The sequence below is a fragment of the Burkholderia sp. Ac-20353 genome, assembly GCF_017104785.1.
Classification (GTDB): domain Bacteria; phylum Pseudomonadota; class Gammaproteobacteria; order Burkholderiales; family Burkholderiaceae; genus Burkholderia.
The window spans coordinates 1-312 of sequence record NZ_JAAGPL010000573.1; the positions used below are offsets into that span (position 1 = coordinate 1).

At 54.8% G+C, this 312-nt stretch carries 1 rRNA gene; it reads right to left on the reverse strand.

Going from position 1 to position 312, the window contains the following annotated elements:
- Window positions 1–312: ribosomal RNA gene (locus G3N94_RS42030) — 23S ribosomal RNA — on the reverse strand; the annotation flags it as partial.

The following is a 312-nucleotide window of genomic DNA, read 5'->3' on the forward strand; positions in this document are numbered from 1 at the left end:
CAAGCTACAAGGGCGTACCTTATCCCGAAGTTACGGTACCAATTTGCCGAGTTCCTTCTCCCGAGTTCTCTCAAGCGCCTTAGAATACTCATCTCGCCCACCTGTGTCGGTTTGCGGTACGGTCATCATTAGACTGAAGCTTAGAGGCTTTTCTTGGAACCACTTCCAATTGCTTCGCTCCCTAGGGAGCTCGCGCCACACCCTTGAATTCCGCGCCCGGATTTGCCTAAGCGCCTTCTCCAATGCAGCGACCGGGACTTCCAACACCCGGACAACCTTCCGCGATCCGTCCCCCCATCGCATCTAACAATG